Annotated in this window: 25 protein-coding genes; 24 read left to right on the forward strand and 1 reads right to left on the reverse strand. The window is 34.5% G+C overall.

Features of this window, described 5'->3' with window-relative positions; all coding sequences use genetic code 11:
• Positions 1–180 precede the first annotated feature (180 nt).
• The 17 genes from dnaG (at position 181) to AC106K_RS14090 (ending at position 11751) form a co-directional block, all read left to right on the forward strand.
• Entirely contained in the window at positions 181–3477 is a 3297-nt protein-coding gene (gene dnaG, locus AC106K_RS14010) for a DNA primase (protein ID WP_482446117.1), read from the forward strand.
• A 331-nt stretch (positions 3478–3808) separates the two neighbouring features.
• On the forward strand, positions 3809–4033 hold the full coding sequence (locus AC106K_RS14015) for a hypothetical protein (protein ID WP_482446119.1): 225 nt from the start codon (positions 3809–3811) through the stop codon (positions 4031–4033).
• Positions 4034–4039: 6 nt separating this feature from the next.
• Positions 4040–4333 carry a hypothetical protein gene (locus AC106K_RS14020; protein ID WP_482446121.1) on the forward strand — a complete coding sequence of 98 codons (294 nt, stop codon included), beginning with the start codon at positions 4040–4042 and terminating at the stop codon, positions 4331–4333.
• Complete coding sequence (locus AC106K_RS14025; RefSeq protein WP_482446123.1) at positions 4311–5087, forward strand: DNA adenine methylase; 777 nt, start codon at positions 4311–4313, stop codon at positions 5085–5087. The genes AC106K_RS14020 and AC106K_RS14025 overlap by 23 nt, the downstream gene beginning before the upstream one ends.
• Entirely contained in the window at positions 5084–5305 is a 222-nt protein-coding gene (locus tag AC106K_RS14030) for a hypothetical protein (protein WP_482446125.1), read from the forward strand. Before AC106K_RS14025 ends, AC106K_RS14030 begins: the two co-directional genes overlap by 4 nt.
• A gap of 28 nt (positions 5306–5333) precedes the next feature.
• Positions 5334–5618, forward strand: coding sequence for a hypothetical protein (locus AC106K_RS14035; RefSeq protein WP_482446127.1), 285 nt, complete (start codon positions 5334–5336; stop codon positions 5616–5618).
• 5 nt (positions 5619–5623) lie between these two features.
• On the forward strand, positions 5624–5854 hold the full coding sequence (locus AC106K_RS14040; protein WP_482446128.1) for a hypothetical protein: 231 nt from the start codon (positions 5624–5626) through the stop codon (positions 5852–5854).
• Positions 5851–6246, forward strand: a complete 396-nt coding sequence (locus AC106K_RS14045; protein ID WP_482446130.1) for a hypothetical protein — start codon at positions 5851–5853, stop codon at positions 6244–6246. Before AC106K_RS14040 ends, AC106K_RS14045 begins: the two co-directional genes overlap by 4 nt.
• Positions 6247–6714, forward strand: a complete 468-nt coding sequence (locus AC106K_RS14050; RefSeq protein WP_482446132.1) for a hypothetical protein — start codon at positions 6247–6249, stop codon at positions 6712–6714.
• Between the two features lie 37 nt (positions 6715–6751).
• Positions 6752–7252 carry a hypothetical protein gene (locus AC106K_RS14055; RefSeq protein ID WP_482446134.1) on the forward strand — a complete coding sequence of 167 codons (501 nt, stop codon included), beginning with the start codon at positions 6752–6754 and terminating at the stop codon, positions 7250–7252.
• Between the two features lie 24 nt (positions 7253–7276).
• Complete coding sequence (locus AC106K_RS14060) at positions 7277–8095, forward strand: ATP-dependent Clp protease proteolytic subunit (protein WP_482446135.1); 819 nt, start codon at positions 7277–7279, stop codon at positions 8093–8095.
• A 1-nt stretch (position 8096) separates the two neighbouring features.
• Positions 8097–8561 carry a hypothetical protein gene (locus AC106K_RS14065; RefSeq protein WP_482446137.1) on the forward strand — a complete coding sequence of 155 codons (465 nt, stop codon included), beginning with the start codon at positions 8097–8099 and terminating at the stop codon, positions 8559–8561.
• 7 nt (positions 8562–8568) lie between these two features.
• Positions 8569–9585: a hypothetical protein gene (locus tag AC106K_RS14070; RefSeq protein WP_482446138.1), complete on the forward strand. Its 1017-nt coding sequence runs from the start codon at positions 8569–8571 to the stop codon at positions 9583–9585.
• A gap of 9 nt (positions 9586–9594) precedes the next feature.
• Positions 9595–10113, forward strand: coding sequence for a hypothetical protein (locus tag AC106K_RS14075; RefSeq protein WP_482446140.1), 519 nt, complete (start codon positions 9595–9597; stop codon positions 10111–10113).
• Between the two features lie 2 nt (positions 10114–10115).
• Positions 10116–10697, forward strand: a complete 582-nt coding sequence (locus AC106K_RS14080; RefSeq protein ID WP_482446142.1) for a hypothetical protein — start codon at positions 10116–10118, stop codon at positions 10695–10697.
• Between the two features lies 1 nt (position 10698).
• On the forward strand, positions 10699–11019 hold the full coding sequence (locus tag AC106K_RS14085) for a hypothetical protein (protein WP_482446144.1): 321 nt from the start codon (positions 10699–10701) through the stop codon (positions 11017–11019).
• Between the two features lie 36 nt (positions 11020–11055).
• Positions 11056–11751, forward strand: coding sequence for a hypothetical protein (locus tag AC106K_RS14090; protein WP_482446146.1), 696 nt, complete (start codon positions 11056–11058; stop codon positions 11749–11751).
• A gap of 32 nt (positions 11752–11783) precedes the next feature.
• Here the strand turns inward: AC106K_RS14090 and AC106K_RS14095 are convergent, their stop codons facing one another.
• On the reverse strand, positions 11784–12083 hold the full coding sequence (locus AC106K_RS14095) for a hypothetical protein (RefSeq protein WP_482446148.1): 300 nt from the start codon (positions 12081–12083) through the stop codon (positions 11784–11786).
• Between the two features lie 100 nt (positions 12084–12183).
• Here AC106K_RS14095 and AC106K_RS14100 point away from each other — a divergent pair, with 100 nt between their 5' ends.
• The 7 genes from AC106K_RS14100 (at position 12184) to AC106K_RS14130 (ending at position 19685) form a co-directional block, all read left to right on the forward strand.
• Entirely contained in the window at positions 12184–12762 is a 579-nt protein-coding gene (locus AC106K_RS14100) for a hypothetical protein (RefSeq protein ID WP_482446150.1), read from the forward strand.
• A complete protein-coding gene (locus AC106K_RS14105; RefSeq protein ID WP_482446152.1) occupies positions 12752–14281 on the forward strand; it encodes a hypothetical protein in 1530 nt (509 codons plus the stop codon). The genes AC106K_RS14100 and AC106K_RS14105 overlap by 11 nt, the downstream gene beginning before the upstream one ends.
• Before the next feature lie 281 nt (positions 14282–14562).
• Positions 14563–14871 (forward strand): hypothetical protein, encoded by a 309-nt coding sequence (locus AC106K_RS14110; RefSeq protein ID WP_482446153.1) that lies wholly within the window; start codon positions 14563–14565, stop codon positions 14869–14871.
• A gap of 2 nt (positions 14872–14873) precedes the next feature.
• The gene (locus AC106K_RS14115) at positions 14874–16205 is read left to right on the forward strand and encodes a hypothetical protein (protein ID WP_482446155.1); all 1332 of its coding nucleotides are present in this window, start codon (positions 14874–14876) and stop codon (positions 16203–16205) included.
• A 37-nt stretch (positions 16206–16242) separates the two neighbouring features.
• Complete coding sequence (locus tag AC106K_RS14120; protein ID WP_482446157.1) at positions 16243–17148, forward strand: DUF6712 family protein; 906 nt, start codon at positions 16243–16245, stop codon at positions 17146–17148.
• 60 nt (positions 17149–17208) lie between these two features.
• Positions 17209–18537: a hypothetical protein gene (locus tag AC106K_RS14125; RefSeq protein ID WP_482446159.1), complete on the forward strand. Its 1329-nt coding sequence runs from the start codon at positions 17209–17211 to the stop codon at positions 18535–18537.
• Positions 18534–19685 carry a hypothetical protein gene (locus AC106K_RS14130; RefSeq protein WP_482446161.1) on the forward strand — a complete coding sequence of 384 codons (1152 nt, stop codon included), beginning with the start codon at positions 18534–18536 and terminating at the stop codon, positions 19683–19685. Before AC106K_RS14125 ends, AC106K_RS14130 begins: the two co-directional genes overlap by 4 nt.
• Positions 19686–19689 lie beyond the last annotated feature (4 nt).

Here is a 19689-nt window from a genome sequence, read left to right on the forward strand (position 1 = left end):
CTATGCTCTATCATTTTAAGCAGAAAGATTTTTTTACCATAAATAAATTAATGAAGCAGGGTGAAGTCAAGATTTTGGAAAAATCAGTACAGTTCACCACAGCAGATACAGAGGCAATTAATATCGAATTCCCCGGAAACTGGGAATTAATAGATAAAACAAAAACTAAACTAATTTTCAATGTCAAAAATATCACAACAAACCATTGATGAGATTAAAGATACTCCCTTATCTCAAGCTCTCAATGGATTCATCCAGCTAAAACCGTCAGGATCGGTATTGAAGGGGATTTCACCTTTCAATATTGATGAAAAGACACCATCCTTTATGGTTTCTGATAGTAAAGGGATTTGGAAATGCTATTCTTCCGGTAAAGGAGGAAAGGATCTGATTAAATTCCTTATGGAAACTGAAGGAATTGATTATCTATCTGCTGTTATTAAGGCAGCGAAAGAACTCAATATCAATATCAGATATGATCAGGAAACCAGCGAAGAAAAAGAAAAAAGGGAGAAAAAGGAAATTCTGCAGGATATTGTCACCAAGGCGAATGAATCTTACATAAATAATTTTAAGAGGCTTCCGGAGGATCACTGGGCAAAAAAATACATGATCGAAGTTCGTGGTTTTACCCCGGAAATTTTAGATCTCTTTGATATTGGCTATTCTTTCAGTGATAGCCATCTTACAAAGATTATTAAGAGCCAGGGACTTTTATCAGATGCTTTGGAGCTTGGTCTTGTAAAGAAAGATAAGGTTAACGAAACCCAACATTATGATTTCTTCAGAGATCGTGTGATGTTTCCAATTGTAAACCATAAAACTTACTGCGTTGGATTTACCGCCCGGATAAATCCGGAAAAGTCTGAGGAAGTAAAACAGAAGTATCTTAACTCTACTGATAGTATTATTTTCAATAAAAGTAATACGCTTTATGGTTATAACCTGGCTAAAGATAAAATAAAGTTTTTCGGTTATGCATTATTAGTTGAAGGGCCTACTGATGTAATGAGAATGCATCAGGTTGGATTTGATAATACAGTTGGAACCAACGGTACATCCTTAACTATTGATCAAATCAATTTGCTAAAGAAAGTAACTGACAAAGTTGTTATTTTCAGAGACAATGATAAAAACGGAGCCGGCCAAAAGGCTGCGATCCGTGATATGGAATTGCTGCTTAAAAACGGAATGCTTGCAGAAATAATTGTTCCTGAGCAGGAAGGTGACGATCCTGACACAATAGGCAAAAAAATGGGGGATGATTCATTGTCTTATTTATCTGCTCTTCAGGAAGATTCTGTAATGTACCTATTGAAAAATAAGTACCAGGAATTAATGGCACCGGCAATCCAGGAGCGAGATGAAGAAATTAAGAAGCATAAGGAAGAGACTGGAAAAGATTTAAAGCCTAAAAAATTGATAATGTCCCCTGCGAATAAAAAAGCATTCGTAGAATTTACAGGGAAAGTGATAAATTATGTTTCTGATAGCTTAGTCAAAAATCAGTACATCAAAATCGTTGTAGACCGCTTTAAAGATGATATCTCTACAAAAGAGATTAATGATATTCTTAAGGAAATTGAAGAAGAAAGCAAGCCGAAATCAAAGGTATATAGGAACCTTGAGTGGGAATATGAATTACCCAAAGATTTATTAGATGCAGGTTGCAAAACTGAGGATTTTATAGAAGATATCCAGAAGTATGGTTTATTCATGGCAAAAAATAGAATATGGCATATTATAGGTGATGAAGCACCTTATAATTTTAAGCATGTTTCTAATTTCAGCTTTGAAATTATCCAGCACATGAGTGGTGAAACCTCTAAAAAGCTTTTCAGAATGACTAACGTTTTCGGAAAAGATGTGATCGCTCACGCTGAAAGTAACCTCTTTAATTCCGTAATCGGATTTAAAAATATTGTTACAGATAAAGGGGGGAATTTCCAGTATAAAGCCAGCAACCAACAGCACGAAAATATTTTATCATTCCTATATGATAAAATGGGTGACGGCCTTATGATAGAACAATTGGGATGGATTCCTTCAGCAAAGTTCTGGGTATGGAATAATGAGATTATCTTACCGAAAGAAGGCAAAGTAATTCCGATGCAGGAGAATGGTGTCTATGTCTACAATAAAGTTTCTTACTATTTCCCATCAGCAAATAAAGTTTATAAGGATATCCCCGGAAAATATGTGCCTCAGAAAAAATTCCTTTCAATAGAAAGTAAATTAGACTTTTATAGTTTGATGGCTAAAATTGTAAAGGTTCATAAGCAAAGAGGAATGACAGCCATCCTTTTTGGTATTTCAGCCTTGTTTCAGGATATCGTAGAGCATCATACAAAATCATTTCCTATTTATTTTATGTATGGAGAAGGAGGTTCCGGAAAGGATAATATTGCCGAAATCATTCAGTCATTTGTGGGTGAGCCTCAGTCTGTAATCAACCTGGCTGCCAAGTCATCAACTCTTACTTCTCAAATTCGGAAAATATCCCAATTTAATAACGGTATAGTCCATTTTTCTGAGTATAAAAGAGGATTAAACCTTGACGAATTGATTAAGCAATATTTTGATAGAAGAGGGCGTGAAATTGGAACTACAGAAAGTAAATTTTCTACAGATGAAATTCCAATGACTTCTGCAGTAGTGATCACCGGTAACGAATATTCAGAAGACACTCCAACGATGTCAAGGCAGATTTTTGAGGAAATATCAGTGAGTAAGCATACGGAAGAAGAAACAGACATTTTTAATGATCTTAAAGAAAACGTGATTGAAGGTTTTTCAAAGTATAGCAATCAGTTTATTTTAGATAGAGAAAGATTTGAAAAGAACTTTTTAAAGGAGTATAACGCTAATAAAAGGCATCTTTCCAGTCTTCCTGATCTGAAAGATACCATGAGTAGAATGATTCAAAATTTATCAGTTCTATACACCACTTATACTTTATACTGCGAAACGATCAATTTTCCTTTTACAAAGCTTGAGCTTGAAAGCCATTTTATAAAGATTGTTAAGAATATGAAGAACAAGATGGCAGGGGCTTCTCCGATATCCAGATTCTGGGAATGTTTCATGGCTTCAATGCGTGGGAATTCCTCTGAGGTTATTATGCTGCACAAAGATTATAAGGTTGAAGGAAATTTAATTTTTATCAAGTTCACGCAGGTTTACAATACCGTTTTAAGTAGATGGTTAAGAACATACAAGGAAACAATCCCGGCAAAATCTGAAATGTTGGAAATGCTTAAGAATGACAGCTCTTTTTATTCTTATAAGGATAAATGCAGAATCAGCAATAATGCGAAGGTAGGACCTACCAGTGCATTTGTTTTTGACTTGAATAAAATGATCTACGTAAAAGATGATATCCTTTCATTATTTGAGCTGCAGAAGAATCATGGATCATTATTCCAGGAACCGATCCCGGAAGATGAAACGGTAAAATTTGCTGCTGAAAACGACTAAAAAAGCATTTTTTTAAAATCTATATATAAGAGAAAAAAATAAAAATCTAAAAACTAGAACCCTACAAACCCTACAATTTATATAAAGTGTTGAAAATTAAAAAAATACAATCAAATAACTATGTAGTAAAGCATGTGGATTGTGTAGTATTATGTAGGATTTAAAAATCATAACCCTACAAAACCCTACACATTTCAAATAAAATTCAAATGATGTAGGGGAAAGAAAATCACTGTAAAGTATTGATTGATAAAAGGTTTTACCCGCCTTGTAGGGTTTGTAGGGAAAAACGCAGTCAAAATATAGGCTGCTCAACTTAAAAAAAGCAATAATGAAAGAATTTAAAATCGAAAAAACAGAGTTTATAGAAACCATGAAAATCAATCAATGTAAGGTTTCAGTCTTATGGAAAGATGATCAGGAGCGGCAAACGGCAAGTGTCCGGAAAGAATCTTTTGACCTCGTTTCCAGAAAAATAAAAGAAACGATTAATGAGCTTGAGAGCTGGGGAATCTATCCAGATGAATTTACATTTTCAGTAACAATTAAAAATTAAAATATCATGACAAAAGATGAAATTAAGAAAGAAGCAGAAGAAATCTATTTTGCAATTAAAGAGGTAATGGAAAAGGGAAATTCAGATTATTGTCTTTCTTGGTGGCTTAACACAAGAAACTTTAGTTTAAAATCAAATCTCTCAACATCAAAAATAAACCAACGTGCAAAACTTTTAGTAAAAGAAGGTTATTTAACAATTGATAAAGATATGACCGGATTTTCTACCGGTACATGTTATCGGTTAACTGATAAAGTCTATAAACAAGAAACAGCCCATGATTTTAACAAGAAACGGTAATAAAAGGAGATTGAGCCAGCTTTTGTATAGCCATTTTCCACAACATAAAATGAGAATTGAGCTTTTTTTTGGTGCAGGAGGTAGTTTCTTTTATCTGCCAGAACCAAAATATTCTATTCTTAATGATTTAGATGATGATGTTACCAATTTATATTTAGTCGTAAAGCAATCACCTGAAAAGCTAAAGGAAGAAATATTAAAGGTTCCTATTTCTGAATCTCTTTTGAAGTACTACAAACGAAATTTAGAAACGGATCCAGTGCAAAAAGCAGTTAGATTTTTACTTCTATCAAACTTTAGTTATCTGGGAAAAGGTGATACTTTGAGAGTAGGTTTGGATAATGCAAAAAAAACGATAATCAAAAATATAGATCAGACTTTCTTGAAGCTTCAAAACTGCAAAATACTTAATAAGGATTTCAGGGATGTATTACCTACCATATCTTTTACAAAGGGGCTTAATGATAAAGAAAACTGTTTTATTTATCTGGATCCGGTTTACCATGAAACAGAACATTGGTATAAAGTACCTACCTGGACAGAGTCTGATACTTTAGACTGCCTTGATTTACTTAAGAATTGTGGAATTAAGGCCGCTATGTCAGAGTTCAGCAGTGAATTTGTAATTGATGCAGCTAGCGATAGAAATCTAAATATCATTTATCTGAAGGAACGCAGGAATATAAAGAATACCAGAACGGAAATTTTAATAACCAACTATTCTGAAACGCAATTAAAAATAGATTTTCAATGAAAAAAATAATAGTTATTACAACGTATGAGGCATATGTGCCAGAAGATATGACTGTAGATCAGTTAAAAGAGAATATTGAAGAGTTCGTAAGAAATAATTTCCCTGATTTTAGAGCGTCCGCCAATAATTATCATAATGAGGAAGAATCAGAGCCTTGGTTTCAAATTGATGATGTTATGGTTGGTACGGAAAGTATGATTTCAGTCGGAGGTAATTAAAATAATAAAGGAATTAAAAACTAAATATATGCAGTGTAACGATTTAAAAATTTTAGCTACAGGAAATTGGGATGTATGTGATTTTCAAAATCCTGAATCACTAATAAGTAAAATTAGAATGAGTCCAGTTCATAGTATTGGAAAATTAGTCACTGAAGAGGAGATAAAATCTGTTTCAGAAAATAAAATACTACCATCACAGGCATTACTTGCTGAAGTTAGAAAAACAGTGTTGTATTACGAGAATTTAGGTAAATCAAGGAGGTGGATTCGTAGATATATTAAGAGAAAATTTAATATAGTAGAATACTAATATTTATGCCAGAGAAAGAAATAAAAATAACGTTCGGTATCCAGGAAAAACATATTGAAAGGATAGAAGAATTATCTGCCTATTGGGATAATGTTAGGGAAAACGATGACAAAGAAATTCTAAAAGATGGATGGATAAAATATGATAGAAGTTTTTGGATAAAGCTTGGAGAAGAGTTTGGTTGGGAGCCTTTAACATTAGCATTATATTATTTTAAAAATAAAGAAAAATCATGACACCATTTCCAAAACATACAACAGTACCGGATCCAGAAATAGAAAAAAATATTTCTGCTGATCATTGGCAGGCTCAAGCGCAAAAGAGAATAGATTTTTCACCTTTCAATATCTGCGAATTTTTTACTGATATGGAAGTATTACAGATTTTTGGAGAAGAGACAAAAGAGTATGTATTTGGATTGTATAAATCAGGTCTTTTGATCGGTACAGCCTATTTTGGATCTTTGTACAGTGATAAAGATCTGCTACAAATAAAACGTGAATTCATCCCTGAAAAATGGGATGATATTCCAAATTATGTAAAAGAAAAATCTGGTGTATGGTATTGCAAATTTCATCAGTCCCAATATGCCTGGATTTATGATCGTGTATTAACTAAAATCAACTAAATGAACATAACTATTAATTTACCGGTTTCCCCTTCAATTAAAAAGTATCTTACAGCTCGATTGGGTTCAGATTATCACCTTTCAAATAACGACTGGTTCGGGATTCTTTTTCTTAATATGCTTGAGAATAAGGATAATAAATATTATGAGCCGGTCAATAAGAAGAAGGCAATCAACAAAAGCGAAACTTTTAGTATCAGCATAAGTATGTCAATGGCAGATAAGAACGGATTTAATATTCGCCCTAAACATGAGCTGCAGATCAATAAAATTGTAGATGAAATTTTCAGGCATGATATGTATACCAATGCACTAATTAATAAGAAAGAGTATTCTATAGAATATCAAACTACTATATCAAACATTTTGGATGCTTATGATATTACTGATGAAGAAATGCCATATGAATCTATCAGAAGAGATTTTAACCGGAAAAAAGCAGATATTGCAGCAAGGTTATTCTTGTAAGTGACAAATTATTTTTTTTCAATAAAATGTATTAAAAATGCAAAATTACCACAACACGCCTGAAGATTTTTTCCGGGAACTTACAGGAATATTGATTTATGACAAAGATAAAATATCTTACATTGATCAGTATAATGATAAATTTCCAAGTCCTAATGATGCAAATCATAAGTTTAGAGTTTTACCTGGTTCAGCAAATCGAAGTATACCGACAAAATTAAACAATAGAAATACTATATATAGCCCGGATATTTCATTTCCTGTGGTTGATCTTTCAGTTACAAACAGAGATAGACTCTATGATGATTTCAACATTTTTGAAGCTTTTGCAGTTGTTTTGGTATCAAACACTGAAATGATGATGCTCGGAAATGATCGTTTTCCATTAAGTGTTACTGTTACTGACAATATGAAAGATGACGGTTCCGGAAGTGATAGTTTTTCTATAAATATTTCCGGTGATACTGTTTTACCTCCAAGTGTATATAAAATTGTACCTAAGTTCAAAGTCCTTTTCTTCATTCCCCCTGTCATATAGTTTTGTACGTGAATACTAACAGGTATGCACGGAACAAACAATTTTTTCAACGAACCAATTATGATTGATCAGTCATTTTTAATGTCTGTGATGTCACAATTGGTTCTTGGTTTTAAAAACCAGTCTTTCCAAACCAGGGAAAAAATCAACGAAACATATATTAAAAATATCAACAACCAGATGTCAGGATTTTCTGACAGTGGTATTAACCAATATCCGGTGGTTGTTGATATTATTGGACCTATTATAAAATATTCTGATTGGTGGTATACCGGAACACAGACAATTCTGCAAGTAATGAAAGAATTAGAGAATGATGAGCGTGTTTCCGGTATTCTGCTCAATATTGATTCCGGTGGTGGTATGGGTGACGGAACCAGAGAACTAGCTAACTACATTTCAATAATGAAAACACCGACTATTGGATATTCCAATGGTTTAGTATGTTCAGCAGCTCTTTATCTATTTGGAGCTTGTAAACATCGTGTGTTAAGTCCTCATGCAAGTTGGGCGGGTTCTTTAGGAACTTATATACCGGTTGCTGATATGAGTGGTATACTTATCAAATTGGGTGCTTCAATGAAAGATATATATGCACCTACCAGCTCACTAAAAAATAATGCCTGGCGTGAATGGGTAGATAATCAAAACGAAAAACCTTTTGAGGAAATGGCACAATCATTCAACGCTGAATTTATTGGTGATATGAGAGGTTTTTACGGTGATAATCTAAAAGATGATGGAAAAGTATACAAAGGTGAGCTTTACCGCCCGCAAGAGGCCTTAAAAATTGGTTTGTGTGATGAACTGTTAACTAAAGAACAAGCTTTACAATTATTTTAAAATGAAATATCCAAAATTAGCAGCCGCATTAGGCTTACAAACAATTACTATTTCATCTGGTTTATTCGGTGCTAATGCACATGCAAGATTGGATGAAGAACAGCTACAGAAATTGGAAGATCAGCTTTCTGCTTCTGGTGGTGATCCCGAACTTCAGACAAAGTTTGATGAACTACAGACAAGCTTCAATACTCTAAAAGGAGAAAAGGAAGGTTTGCAAAGTGCAGTTACACAGGCTTTAGAATTAAACAGCCTTACTTCTGATCTGCAAGAGAATGCAACCGGTGTTCAGGGAGTTGAGCTTCTGGGTAAGAAATGTAAAGAGTATGGAGCTTCCAGAAATAGGCATTCATTCCCTAATAATGATGGTTCTGAAAATGAAGATAATCCGAAACCTGATTCATCGCAAAACTACAGGCATAATCAAGTGCTTGCAGATAAAAGTAAATATCCAACTTTAAAATAACAGCCCTATGTTTGATATAGAAGAAATCAGATCGGAACTCGTTGCGTATATTAACGCAAATCCAAAAGCTTTTCAGGCGGCTCTTTTGTCTGATAATATTTTTTTGAGCAGGTATGCTACCAGAGTTACCAAAGTAAACGGTGAATATCCTTCAGTCGTTGAATTAATGGGGCATGTGGTTCAGGCATTTTATTCTAAGAAATTCACACCATTTGGTGATGTTAAATTTAAGAAAAAAGACCTTAGAACTTACAGACAAAAAGTAGATTTCCTACTTGATCCAGCTGGAATTTTGGGTACAATTTACGCCAATAAATATGATGAAGGGACGGATCCAAAAGATAAAACTATAACAAAAGAAGTTATGGAAATGCTTTTGAAAAAGATTATTGATGATCTTGATATCCTTAGTATTACTGGTACTTATGATGCAACCAAAGTTGGAGCAGATAATCCGCAATTTGGCTTCTCAATGGATGGTATTCAGACAACGATTGGTAAAATTGTTGCAGATACTCAAAATCCTTCTTATATGATTCCTGGTAGTGTCGTTACAGCTAATAACATTCTTACAGAAGTCAATGCTTTTGAAAAGAATTTACCGAGAATGGCAAAACCAAAAGTAAAGCAAATTTTCACCTCTTTAGAAGATGTGGAAGAATATCAGGAAGCATATGATGACACATATAAAAATGCTCCATCATTTAAAGATACTGATATTACCAAAACAAGAATCGGAAAAAGGGAAATTGTTGGAGTTCCAGGGCTTGACAAAGGAACTATTTTTGCGACAATTGAAGGTAATCTTTTAGAGTTGGTTGACGTGGTGGAAAATCCTGCTGTTATTACAGGTGTTCAGGTATTTGACAGAACGATCAAAATGCTTTCGGACTTCTCTCTTAATTTCGACTTTGGTGTAAATCAGTATCTGTATGTTCATACACCTGATGCAGCTAAGAAAATTGGATTGAACAACGCTGAGCAAAATGCATTGTTTTATCCTTCAGAAAGTAAAATCGCTTAACAAATTACAATGGCAGAAAAACAAAATAAAGCTACTCCTCCAAGCGGGGAGCAGCTTAAAACAGAGACTGGATCTGATAAAACCCTTCTTAAAGGGTCAATTGGTGAAGTAAATGATAGTAATTCTGATAATGAATCTAATTTAACCGAATTACAGGAAGATTTAGAAGTTAGGGAATTGGCTGTATCAGGGAGAGAAACTAAAGTTGAAGAAAGGGAAGCAGCCGTTTCTCTTAGAGAGACGACGGTATTAGGAAGAGAAACTAAAGTTGAAGAAAGAGAAAACGCTGTTTCACAACGAGAAGCTGATATCGAAGAAAGAGAGAAAAACTTTAATCCAGTAAAGCCGGAGGAGGCTGTTAAGGGATTAGAATTTGAATTTCAGGATGAGAAATTTAAATTCAAAGACAGTGCGCCAAAAGCTTTACGCTTTGATGGTTCCGTAATGACTCAGAGCCAAATGATCGAAGATGAAGATATCATTTTAGATCTGGTCTCTTCAAACTCAGTTTACATTGAAAAATTATAATTATGGCAGATCCAATTTTAGACGAATGTATAGAAAAAATCCTGATGCAAAACCTTACCAGCTGTGGAGATGGTGAGGAAGTAGCGGGTTTAGCAACTACATTGTATTATATTCCCAAAGATCATATGGGAACATTTACAAAGCCTCCTAAAGTTCCAAAATCATATGAAGAGGCTGCAACAATTCCTTCTGCTGGTTTAGTTCCATTAACAGGTAAAGGATGGAAAAAAATTGATGTTCTTGTTGATAAAAATAAGCTTACAAACTTATTTGTTGGAACAAAAGGGAACATGAAAATAAAAGTTGATCTTGATATTTTTGTGAGAGGTTTCAAGAAAAAAACTGTAGGATTCCAAATCGTTCACGTAAATACTCCAATGATTTATGCAATTCCAGATTCCACCGGACAGTTGTGGATTATCGGAAATAAAGAGAACGGAGCTTATTTCGTTTCTTCTGAAAATACTTCCGGAGATACTGGTGAGTCTGACAGTGGAATTACAGGAAAACTTTCGGCAAATACTACTGTTTATGCTTATGACGGTGATATTACATTACTACCTGATGCACCTGTAACACCATAGTATGAAAGAAGTTATAATTTTAGCAGTGCCAAAAGGTTCGATTATCAGAAAAGGTGATGGTTCTACAGTGGTACTTGATGAAGTTCCGGAGAATGCTCTGGATCTCATCGAATCCGGAGCAACTTATTTGATGCTTAAAAAAGAGGCAAAAGACCAGCTTAAAAAACTTTCCCCTGAAAGGCTGCAGAATATCATTAAAGTAAGAAAATCACAAAACTTAATGCATGATGTATCAGTATTGGAAATGGCTTTAGCTGAAAAAATGGCAGGAAAAAAGGAGCCGGAACCGCCGAAAGAAAAAGATCAGGTTAGAAATAATTAGAAAATAGAACTCTCTTTTTTAGGGAGTTCTTTTAGTATGGATAGAAAAGCACATAAAGAATTACTGAATAAATATTCCAGCCTTGGAGGTGATCAGACTATGGTGAAAAAGCTTTCATCATTTAGTCTTGTAAACCATTCAAAATTAAAATACCTAATAAGACATTTAGATATTCAAATTGCTCCAGAAGAAACCAACGACATTAAATCTGTTATCGAAGAACCAAGGCCTCCAAAGCAAATTGAATTACAGGAAAGGAAAAGTAAGTTTTCTGATCTTATTTCCAATTATCCCCAGGAATTACATTCTGTTTTTAAACGCAGATCTGATCATTGGCTTTCTGCTTGTTCCCTTAAACAGCAGCTTAATTCAGTGGAAAAAATGGATGAAACTACAGCTTTGAAAATTCAATGGAAAATTCTTGAAAACATTGAGGCTATGGAAGAATGTCAGAAAGCTTTAAATTATTATCAGGATCACAAACGTATTCTTCCAACAAAAACAGATAAAAGTTTTTCAGATCTAAACCCGCTCGATCTTTTAAAAAAAAGAAATAATCTCAGATCGAATATTACAAAACGTGCAAAAACATTAAAGCAGATGGAGGCTGATCTTCCAGAGAAAGGAAGTAAAGAATACAATCTGAAATTACACCTGGTAAATAGGAAAAGAGAGCAGCTGCAGGAGTATATTAATCAGGTTACAGAACTTGATAAAATGATTAATAAATGATAAAAAAAGCACTCAATTATGAATGCTTTTTTTTATTCCCATTCCACGGGGACTTTAACGTTTTTTTTGTACATAAATTTTAAAAAGTTTATATCGTCTGTAGGGGATGAATCACCGCTTCCGGCTAAAGCCTCGTAATCTCGCAAAACCTGCAATTCTTCCTGATCATACTTGCTAGTATGATAGTTTAATACGTAAATGCAAAGTGTTAACAAAATTGCTTTGAAAGTCTTTTCATTATGTGAATCATAATACCCCGCAAAATAAATTGGAAATTCCGGATTTCCCCAGATACTTTTTACAGTGTCCTCAAATCTCATTGCTATATCCATAGTTGTAATTTTTTGTTAAATATATAAGATTTTTAGAAATATGCAGTAATCTTTTTTTTTTGTCCTTTAAATAGCCTTTTTCTGGGGCTATTTTCGTTTTATGGAACTTGCAAGCTTTACTAAAAACAACCTTCTCCAGCGTCTTAAAAACAATTACATAGACGAAAGTTTTAAACTGGAACCGGCTGATATCGAAAAGAAAAAACTTTTTGAGAAGATCTGGTCGTTACGTGTAAATAATAAATACAATCAGAATAATATCATTGGTATTCTTATGAGGCCAAAAGAAAGAGGTGGTGAAGGTCTAACAAGAACTACAGCGTATCGAATGTATCAGGTTTCAATGCAATTGTTTGGTGATTTGGATAAGGTTGATACTGCTGCAGAAATTGCGGTTGCAAGGTCTGTTTTTTATGACCTTTATATTACAGCACGAAAAAACGGTGATCTTAAGACGGCAAACAAGGCCTATGAAAACTACTGCAAATATATTCCTGAAGATAAAGGAAACGAAGTTGATCCTAAAAAACTTGAAGCTTCCATTTATAGACAAATCTTACCTCCAGCAGTTAAGAAAATGTTTAGAAAAGCAGCAGAGCGTGGAGTAGTTGATTTAATGTTTTTAGGTGCTGAAGATGTTGAATTTCAAGAAGTAGAAAATCCGGAAGATGATGAGTAGTTTTGCGAGTTATCGAATGCCGGTTGTTGACGTTCCTCACAATCTGATGCAGGCGGCCGTTGTTGAAGCGATAAAAGACGGTGTTCCGGAAATAGATGTTGAAGCAGCCAGGGGAGCAGGTAAATCAACCGTTCTTGGAAAGAAAATCAAAACCAATGTAAAGGAAATGCCTCGTTCTACCGGGGTAATAGTAGGGGAAACTTTTATTCAAATTAAAACCAGAACATTAGCCTCTACAAAAGAAGGACTTAAGATGTATGGTCTGTATGAGGATATTGATTATGTTGTCGGTTCCTGTGGCAAAAAGCTTGGTTTTGAAATGCCATTCCAATCACCCGATAGCTGGAATAATGTGATTCACTTCAGGAATGGAGCGATTGCCGTTTTCGTTTCTTTAGATAATCCAAACTCAGGAAGAGGGCTAAATGCTTCATGGGTTGTAGGTGATGAAGCTGCACTGCTGGACTACACGCGCTTATTTAATAACGTTCTAACCACCAACAGGACGGTTAAAGCAGAGTTTAAATATTCAAAATCACTTAACTCAGTGATGTTTGTTTCCTCCGTTGCCATGACTCGTAAAGGAGAATGGTTCACTAAGAGAGATAAACTAAGCCAGAAGAACCCGCATAAGTATAGATTCATTAAAGCAAATTCTTATGTTAATGCTTACAATCTAAGGAAAGGATGGATTCAGGACATGCGAAGGGAAGCCCTGTCTCAGATTATATTTGATGCTGAGATAATGAACATTAGGCCTAGGGGCGTGGTTGATGGCTTTTATCCCCAATTAGGATTAAAACATTATTATCAGTATAAAGATGATATTTCTTTACTCGGTGGTGTTACAGAGGACTACACACCATCATGTAAGTATGATCAGGATCTTGTTAGAGGTCAGCCTCTGGATTTTAATCTTGATTTCGGGGGCAAAATAAACTGTGGTACAGTATCGCAGCATCTTAAGTCAACCAATACGATTAATTTCATTAAAGAATTCTTTGCAAAGTCTTCAGATAAAGAAAAGTTAAGCGACCTGGTTAAAAAGTTTATTGATTATTACGAACCACACAAAGCTACTTGTAATGTCGTTAATTTATATCATGATCGTTCAGGATATAAAGAAGAGGCTAACAGCAAGACAACACTTGCTGAAGATGTAGAGAATCAATTAAGAGCTGCAGGATGGAAGGTGATTAATAGAACTCCCAATACCAATAACCCTAGCCATATCTTAAAGTATAGACTTATTGAAACTATTCTTTCTGAAACAGACTTTACACTGCCATATGTGAGAATAAATCAAGACCGTTGTCCTAATCTGATTATCTCAATGGAGAATGCAGAAGTCACCCACAAAGATGGATTTGAAAAGGATAAAAGTAGTGAGCGTTCTAAGACTTTACCGCAGGAGCATGCCACTCACTTCTCAGATACATTTGACTACAGGTTGTTTTGGGGATTCGCCTCAGTTATCGACCCTTCTTATCGACAATCATACATCATCACCAATTTATAATAACAGCCCATTGGGGCTGTTTTTTTTTCATCTCCGGGCACCCCTATCGGGGCCTGCTCATATTTCGGTATGCTCAAAAACGGCAATTGTAGTTTTAAATAAGGCGGCTGTGGGGCTCTCATTCAAAAAATGGGACTTTTTAGCATTTTAGCGATTGTATTTATCTGTATTTCAGTGCGTTGGTCTTTTTAATATGGGATTTGACCTTCTATTTCTTCGATTTTTGTAGTGTCCTTTTGCTGTGGAGTTTCAATTCTGACATTTGAATCGTGGAAAAAACAATGTTTTTAAATGATGCTTTAAAATTGATGAAGCAGTTGGATAAAAATAAAAATCCGATTCCTTTTGATATTGAGGTCAGGACTGGAAATAGGTATAATAAGACAGGCGGCCGGTATGTTGTTCATAAGGATGCTGAACTTTTACAAGCTCCTAAAAATAAAGGAGTCAAAAGATTGGCCGATCCTACACCTTTTAAAAATCCTAATCACTTTAAAAATCATACACGAAATATAAAGGTAGCCGGAAATATAGTAACTATTAATATTTTCTTCATTATCCGGGTTAATGGAATCTTAGTCGTATTATAATTATGAATTACAAAATTTCAGAAGGTATATGGTCCGTTGGTGACAATAAAGCAGCCGTGATCTTCAATGCTGTTAAAGGTATGCCACAGCATTCACAACCAAAGCAAGTAAAATCTAACGGAGACTCTGATGTTTGCGCCTGGGGTGATAACAATTTATACCCTATAGAGTTTGAAAAAAAACTTAAAAAGTCTGGAACAGCTATAGGAGGATTGGAGGTGTTGACTTCTGCTCATTATGGAACCGGATTTTCTTTATTTGAAGAAATTGAAACGGATTCAGGTACTGACTTCAAAAAAGTAAGACTTACAAAATATCCTGAAATTCATGATTTCTTTAGGCGTACCAAATACAATCTTTTTAATCTGGGTATTATTAAAGATTTTGAATCTTACCGATGGACTACACCAGAATTTCTACTGAGTCCTGATTATTCTAAAATTATATCTGTAAAAAGACAGCCAGTTGCAAAGAGTAGGTTCCAGATCCCGAATGAAAAAACAGGTCTTATTGATAACATAATTATAAATAATAATTGGGAATCCCGAAAAAAAGAAAATGATATTATTATCCCGGCTTTTGATCAGATGTTTTCAGTTGATGAAATCAAAGAAGAATGTAAGAGAAGAAAAATTCACAACTTTACAATTCCTTCAATGGATGTTTTGAGTATTGAAAATGTTTATCCATCAGTTGGCTGGCATTCCTCGTTTAAAAACGGTTGGTTGGATGTAGTGCTGGCTATTCCCGAATTTAAAAAATTCATGTTTGAAAATCAGCTTAATTTTAAGTATCTGATACATTTAGCAGATGATTATTTTGCACATATTTACCAGGATGCTTGGGTTGATTTCACCGATGAAGAAAAAGAAATTAAAAGGAAAGAGCTTGTTGATAAAATTGATGCCAAAATAGCAGGAAACAAAGGAGCGGGAACCTCAATTATATCTCCATTTTTCCGTGATAAGAATAGCGGTGAACTAATTAAAGGGGTGCAGATCGAAACGATTAAACAAGATCAGTCTAATGGTGATTTTCTTTTGGATGCTTCTGCAGGAAATTCGGAAATATTATTTCCTATGGGGGTTGATCCTTGTTTATTAGGGGCTGGTATTCCAGGAGGAAAAAATCTTTCCGGTTCCGGATCAGATAAACGTGAGGCTTACACGATCCTATGCTCAAGATTGCCGGCGAAACACGCTGTTACTCTTGAAATATTCCTAACGATTAGAGATTGGAATGGGTGGGATCCTAATTTAATAGGTAAATTTCCGAATATTCAGTTAACGACACTTGATAAAAATCCGACCGGACAAACCTCAGTACCACTTTAAGTGACAAATTATTTTTTTTCAAAAAAGAGTATTAAAAATGCAACATACACTAACACAGCAAGATTTTAAAGACTATGTAGGACTTCCTAAAAATTTTGGGCTTGATGTAATCAACCCACACCAGGAGACTGCTTTCAGGAAAAAAATTTTCCCTTACATATCCAGTGATTTTTTAGATGAACTTAAAAATTCATCTAAAGAAAGTGACAAGTCTATCTCAACTCTTGTTTATAAGGCAGCTGCGTGCTATTCTGTGATAATTGCAATCCCATTTATAAAATCCAAAATTAAAAGTTGGGGTATTGTTACCAATGAAGGTGACCAAACTAAGCCGGCTGATTGGTGGGATATCCGTGACATGGCTTTAACGTTGGTGAAAATTGCTGATGAATGTTTGTCAGATGCTTTGACAGAAATCGGAAAAGATCCAGATTTGAAATCTAAGTGCGAATTTTATAAAAGTATTTCATTTTCCCCGATTCCCAATCCGCAAGAATTCAATAAAATTTATTCAATAAACAAATCAATGGATATTTATATTTTAATGATTCCATTAATGCAGCGTGTTTGGGAATTTTCTATTTCAAGTAAAATTAAAAATTGTACTTTGGAAGAGCTTGAAAACAAGCCTGTTCTATTTCCTTTGTTAAAGGAAAGTTTAGTGTTTTATTCGCTCGGAAATGCATTAAACCTATCTCAATTTACTTTCATTACATCCGGTGTTGTTTTTCAATATGAGGAACTTCCGTGGCAAAAGTCGGTTTTAGTTTCAGATCAGGAAAAAATCAGATTAGAAAAATCATTTTTAAAGATTGCTACCGACTCCATTTCTAAAGTTTTGGAATATTTAAAGGCAAACAAGCAAGACTTTCCTTGTTACCAAGAAAGCTCCCAAAAAGTAGGAAGGGAAATTATAGAGAAGAAATCCGGATTGTATCTATAATGTCCTTTTAACCGCTTTAAAATGAATCTATTTTCGCTTTAAATATAAAGATTCTTAACAATGCCTCAAATTTTTTCCTCTGTACCAGGAGAGCCAGGTTCATTGGTTTTTCAATTTAATGGACAATTTGCACTCAAGAACTATAATGTTGAAATAATCAATGGAAATAGGCTTAAAGTAACTTCTGCGCAGAATGAATTATTCTCACTATTGGAAGTTGATGTTACTGAAGTTGAAATCAATGGTATCATCTATAATGATGCAAATTCTGCACAAATCGCCCTACAATCTCTAGTTTTTAGTGATGAAGTTCCTGTTGTTCTGAGTACTGAAGATAGGGCTGCAATAATGGCAGGTTATCGGGGTAGTATAAATAAATCAACACCAAAGCCTACAAAAGAGGGGTTTTACTTATGTGAAGAGCCTGGTATTTATATTAACATTAATAATATAGAGGTTTTGGATGGATATCTTACATTCCTAATCCTTAATTCTGGATCGATTTGGACTAGTACAAAAATTAAAATATCAGGCAATGGAAGTGATTTTGTTGAAAAAAAATTTAATTACGTTTTAGATCTATCTAAACCCAGCTACGCAAAGTATATTGAGTTAACAGGTGAAGTCACATTTTCAGAAGCCAGCGGTAGTAAGTTTGGAGTTCCAGTTTTCGCAAAATTAACGGGAGGCAGCGTTAAATTTCCCTCTAATTTTGTTGCACAATTTGGAACAGCTGACTATGATCCTACCAAAACTAATACAATTGTTTTCTGGAAAGAATATGAAAAAGTAAGATATTTCATTGAAACATTTCCTTTGGAGCCTTTGCCAGTTGACGGACTGATCTCGTATTATAATTTCAACGGAAAAACGCCCAACACTCTACTTTCTGCAATAGCTCCTAATTTTGGAGCCGCTTTTATTGGGAATACATCCGGCTTTAGAATAAATTCATATGGTACTCAACTACAGCAGATCGCCAATGCATCATCTGGTTCATCAGCTATTGCGATAGATGTTGGTGCTATTACGAATTATAAAGCCACGCTTTATGTTTCCCTGGCTCAAGAGTTAGAAATTAATATTGGCACAACCGCATACAACACATGGAGTGATTATATCAATATTCAATTCATGAATAACAGTAGGATACAACATGTAAGCCCATCAGTTCCTGCAGGAGAAATAATATATTCTTCAAGTACTATAGAATACCCGAATACAAGATTTTATAAGTGGGAATTCATCGTAAACGGCAATAGCGTAACTGTTTACTACGAAGGTAATCAACTTGTAACATATACGCATGGTAATACCGGTTCTCTATTCAGTATAATTTTCAAAAATGCTAATGACAACTTCCAATCCATAAAAATAGAAGAGTTATGAGTTCGGCTATAATTTCAATTAAGAAAAAGGCACAGAACTTATTCACTGATTATGTAAGGTTGAGCAGTGTTATTTCTGGTTTTTTTCAAGAAAGTAGTATAGAGCTTAATGGTGTGGTAATAGGCGACGATGCTGCAGTACAGATCCAAGGACTTTTGACTGGAGGCAATAAAAAAATATTGTGGGACTTGGCGGTAAGCTTAAGTAATACTTTATATATCGAAAGTTCCACAAAAATAAAAGTGTTGCCTGGTAAAGGTGCTGTAATGCGAAATGGTGTAAACCGTCCAATGTTTACGAATAGGAATCATGTTTTTTCAGTTAATGAAAATATTGTTGATCATGATATTGAGATAGATGGTGGAGTGTGGAATGGAAACTCATACAATCAAACCCAGAAAGGGACTCCACAATATGGGTTTAATAATTTGTTTTCATGGTATGGTGTAAACAATTTAGTTTTAAAAAATCATAAAATGTACACACCAAAGACATACGCTCAACATGCAATCAATGTGATTAATGGTCACCTTTCTGATTTTGTTGTGGACGTAGGGCCTAACCCAGCTATTAACATGGATGGTGTGCACTGGGACGGATGGTGTCGGGACTGCACCATTAAGCGAGGAAGGATAAGAAGCTATGACGACGGAATTGGAATGAATGCAGACGATTTACTGAATGCCTTTGGCTCTGAAGCTTTAGGTTTTTTTCCAACTGCTGCAAATGGGCCGATTTCCAATATCGTTATAGAAGATATTGTATTTATTGATTCCCTGTTTGGTATCAGGATTTTATCCGGACAAAGTAGAATTAATAATATTTCGATCAAGAACATAAGTGGAGTAACTTATAATTATTCGATTTTGATTGATAATTACTGGCAGCTACCTAATAACATTGATAAGCCGGGTAAAGGGAATGTTGGCACCGTGACAATTGACAACGTTACAACCGTAGTCCCAACCAAGAATCCAGGATTCACAGTTAATAAAGGAAAGATCAATTTATCCTGTTCTATCGAAAATATGATAGCAACAAATATTTCTCCTACAGGCACAGAAAATCCTTTAGTCTTTAAACTAGCATCTGCCGGAGGGTACACTTATGAATATGGGACAATTTTAGTAAATGGAGTTATACAATAATACA

It is taken from the genome of Chryseobacterium sp. FR048, assembly GCF_056844665.1.